Here is a 2,808-nt window from a genome sequence, read left to right as displayed (position 1 = left end):
GGGTTCGGGCCTCGGCCTCGCGATCGTGCAGGCGGCGGCGCGGCAGCTGGGCGCGCGCATCGAGCTGGGCGATGGCCTGCGCGACGACACGCCGGCCGGACCGGCGCGGCACGGCCTGTCGGTGACGCTGCGCTGGCGCACCACCGGCGCCTGACACCGCACGCGGCAACCAACGAAACACGCCGGGGGCGGCGTCGAAACGGCGGCGAATCAATCGCTCGCCATCCTTGCAACACATCGCAAGGAAACCACCGCATGAGCCCGCACAACATCCACCTGATCCGCCACAGCTTCAACCTGGTGCAGCCGCACGCGGCCGACACCGCGCAGCGTTTCTACGAGAACCTGTTCGCCGCCGACCCCGGCCTGCGTGCGCTGTTCCGCACCGACATCCGCCACCAGGGCGAGCGCCTGATGACGATGCTGGCCGCGGCGATCCGCGTGCTCGACGATCCGTACACGCTGCATGCCGCGCTGCGCCTGCTCGGCCGCCGCCACGCCGGCTACGGCGTGCACGCCGAGCACTACGCGACCGTCGGCGGCGCGCTGATCAAGACGCTGCGCGAGGGCCTGGGCGACGCGTTCACGCCCGAGGTGCACGACGCGTGGGCGGCGATGTACGGCATCGTGTCGCGCACGATGATCGAGGCGGCGCGCGAAGGTGCGGTGGCCTGACCTCTCTTCAGTCGCCCGCGAGCGGCGGTCGCGCGCGCAGGAAAGCGATGAGCTTGTCGACCCGCTCCGGCACGAGGTGTCGCTCCCGCCGCWAGAAGCTGATGGGTGCATCAGCCGCTCTCCAGTCGCTCAACAGCTCCACCAGTTGCCCTGCGTCGAGGGCGCTGGCGACAAGCCACTGCGGCGCAGCAATCAGGCCGGCCCCCTGGATCCCGGCCAGCGCGGCGGAGGCCCCGTCGTCGAAGATCATCGCGGGCTCGGGCACGATCCGGATTTCCTCGGCGTCGGCCCCCGGCCGGCAGAACGTCCACGCTCGAACCTGCCCGGTGTGCTGGTTCCTGAACCCGATCAGCCGATGCTGAGCGATGTCTTCGGGGCGCGATGGAAGCGGCTTTCCGCTGAGGTACTGCGGCGCGGCGCAAACCACCCACGGGAACTTGAACCAGAGGGATTGGAGATGCCCTGGAAGGTCGGCCAGCGACCCGCTGCGAATGGCCAGGTCGACGCCATCCCTGGCGAGGTCGACGAGTTCGTTCGTGGCGCGAAGATCGATCCGGACGGTCGGGTGCTCCCGGCCGAAATCCGCCAGCAAGGGCGTCAGGACCTCGCGTGCAAAGGCCACCGCCGCCGTGATCCGGATCCAGCCCGACGTACCGTCCTGGTGGCGCGCCCCCGCCGATTTGCTGAAGACGCCGGCCGCACGCACCGCCTCGCGCGCAGCACCCACCAGCCGCTCGCCGTCCTGGCTCAATGACAGGGCGTGCGTGGACCGATGAAAGAGCTTGACGCCGCTGGTCTGTTCCAGCCTCGTGATGGCCTTGGACATGCTCGCCGGGGACATGCCCAGTTGACGAGCCGCTTCCGTCAGCGAGCGGAAATCGACGACCGCGACGAAGCATCGAAGCTGAGAGAGGGAGAGTTCGCTGTCCAGCATGCGGCTCAGGCGGGCTTCGCCTGTCCCGAAAGGCAACTTTGCCTTGCCCGGCGTGCGGGTTCTCGCGCTCCCGGGCGTCGGGCAGACTTTGCGCATGCCTTGTCAATGGAGATCCGCATGTCAGTTCTGATGCAACGACGAAAAGTAATGGCCATCTCTCTGCTTCTCCTTTCCGGTGGTGGTTCGCCGGCGGTTTCACTCGCTGCGCAAGCCATTCCCGGAGGTCCATCCGCGAAGTCGGACCCGCGCGCGCGGACCTACGAAACCTATCTTTCCGCGTGGGCGCCGATCGACGACAGCAAGCGACTGGCACTGCTGCGCGACAGTCTTTCGGAAGGCGTCGTCTTCACCAACCCGCTTCAAACACGCCGCGGAATTGCGGAGGTGGTTGCGCATCTCGAAGTGTTCCAGAAGCGCAGCCCGGGCGGGCTGTTCCGGATGAACGAAATGCTGGGCTGGAGAACCACGGCCTGGCGACCTGGCAATTCGTCGACGCCAAGGGCGAGGCCGGTTTCTGGGGCTACGACGTCGTCGAATTCGACGCCGCAGGCCGCATGCGCACGATCCTCCTCTTCGGACACTCGGAGAAGACGATCCTGAAGTAATCGGGCGCCCAGGCGGCTATGCCACCAGCGCCGCCACCCGCGCCAGCAGGTCCGCCTTCGAGAAGGGCTTGTCCAGCCCGGTGCAGCGCGCCTCCTTCAGGAACTCGCGCGCATCGGGCGACAAGGTGTCGCCGGTCACGAACAGCATGTGCCGGGCGAGCCGCGGCCGGCGCCGGCTCACCTCGCGCCACAGCGCCGCGCCGTCGATGTCGGGCATGCGCAGGTCGGAGACGATCGCATCGAAACGCGCCGTCTCCAGCATCGCCAACGCGACCGCGCCCGATTCGGCGGTCGCCACGTCGTAGCCCGCGCCTTCCAGCATCTCGCGCATCAGGCCCAGCAGCTCGGCCTCGTCGTCGACCACCAGCAGCCGCGCCCGCGCCGGCGCCTCCACCGGTTCGGCGCGCGGCACCGCCACCGCCTCGTCGGCCACGCCGCTGACCGGCACGCTGAGCCGGAAGCTCGCGCCGCCGTCCGGGCCGGCCGCCTCGAGGATCAGGTCGCCGCCGTGCTCGCGCGCCAGCGAGCGCGACACCGCGAGGCCGAGCCCGGTGCCCATGCCCTCGGCCTTGGTCGTGAAGAACGGCTCGAAGA

4 protein-coding genes are annotated in these 2,808 nt (G+C 69.2%); 2 read left to right on the top strand and 2 right to left on the bottom strand.

Features of this window, described 5'->3' with window-relative positions; all coding sequences use genetic code 11:
• Positions 1 to 255 precede the first annotated feature (255 nt).
• On the top strand, positions 256 to 675 hold the full coding sequence (locus AC1D01_RS28585; RefSeq protein ID WP_477872438.1) for a globin family protein: 420 nt from the start codon (positions 256 to 258) through the stop codon (positions 673 to 675).
• A 7-nt stretch (positions 676 to 682) separates the two neighbouring features.
• On the opposite strand, the gene AC1D01_RS28580 is transcribed toward AC1D01_RS28585, so the two are convergent.
• A complete protein-coding gene (locus AC1D01_RS28580; RefSeq protein ID WP_477872436.1) occupies positions 683 to 1,609 on the bottom strand; it encodes a LysR family transcriptional regulator in 927 nt (308 codons plus the stop codon).
• Between the two features lie 117 nt (positions 1,610 to 1,726).
• On the opposite strand from AC1D01_RS28580, the gene AC1D01_RS28575 reads away from it, so the two are divergent.
• Positions 1,727 to 2,209, top strand: a complete 483-nt coding sequence (locus AC1D01_RS28575; protein ID WP_477872434.1) for a nuclear transport factor 2 family protein — start codon at positions 1,727 to 1,729, stop codon at positions 2,207 to 2,209.
• A gap of 21 nt (positions 2,210 to 2,230) precedes the next feature.
• On the opposite strand, the gene AC1D01_RS28570 is transcribed toward AC1D01_RS28575, so the two are convergent.
• A partial coding sequence (locus tag AC1D01_RS28570) for a response regulator (RefSeq protein ID WP_477872432.1) occupies positions 2,231 to 2,808 on the bottom strand: 578 nt, incomplete at its 5' end.

It is taken from the genome of Rhizobacter sp. P3_B12 (genome assembly GCF_056402895.1).
The sequence above is the reverse complement of the archived record's forward strand: the minus strand, read 5'-3'. Positions and strand labels throughout refer to the sequence as shown.

Bases quoted from the DNA above. Each gene is read 5' to 3' on its own strand.
- AC1D01_RS28585 (WP_477872438.1), top strand. From the start codon at position 256: ATGAGCCCGCACAACATCCACCTGATCCGCCACAGCTTCAACCTGGTG.
- AC1D01_RS28575 (WP_477872434.1), top strand. From the start codon at position 1,727: ATGTCAGTTCTGATGCAACGACGAAAAGTAATGGCCATCTCTCTGCTT.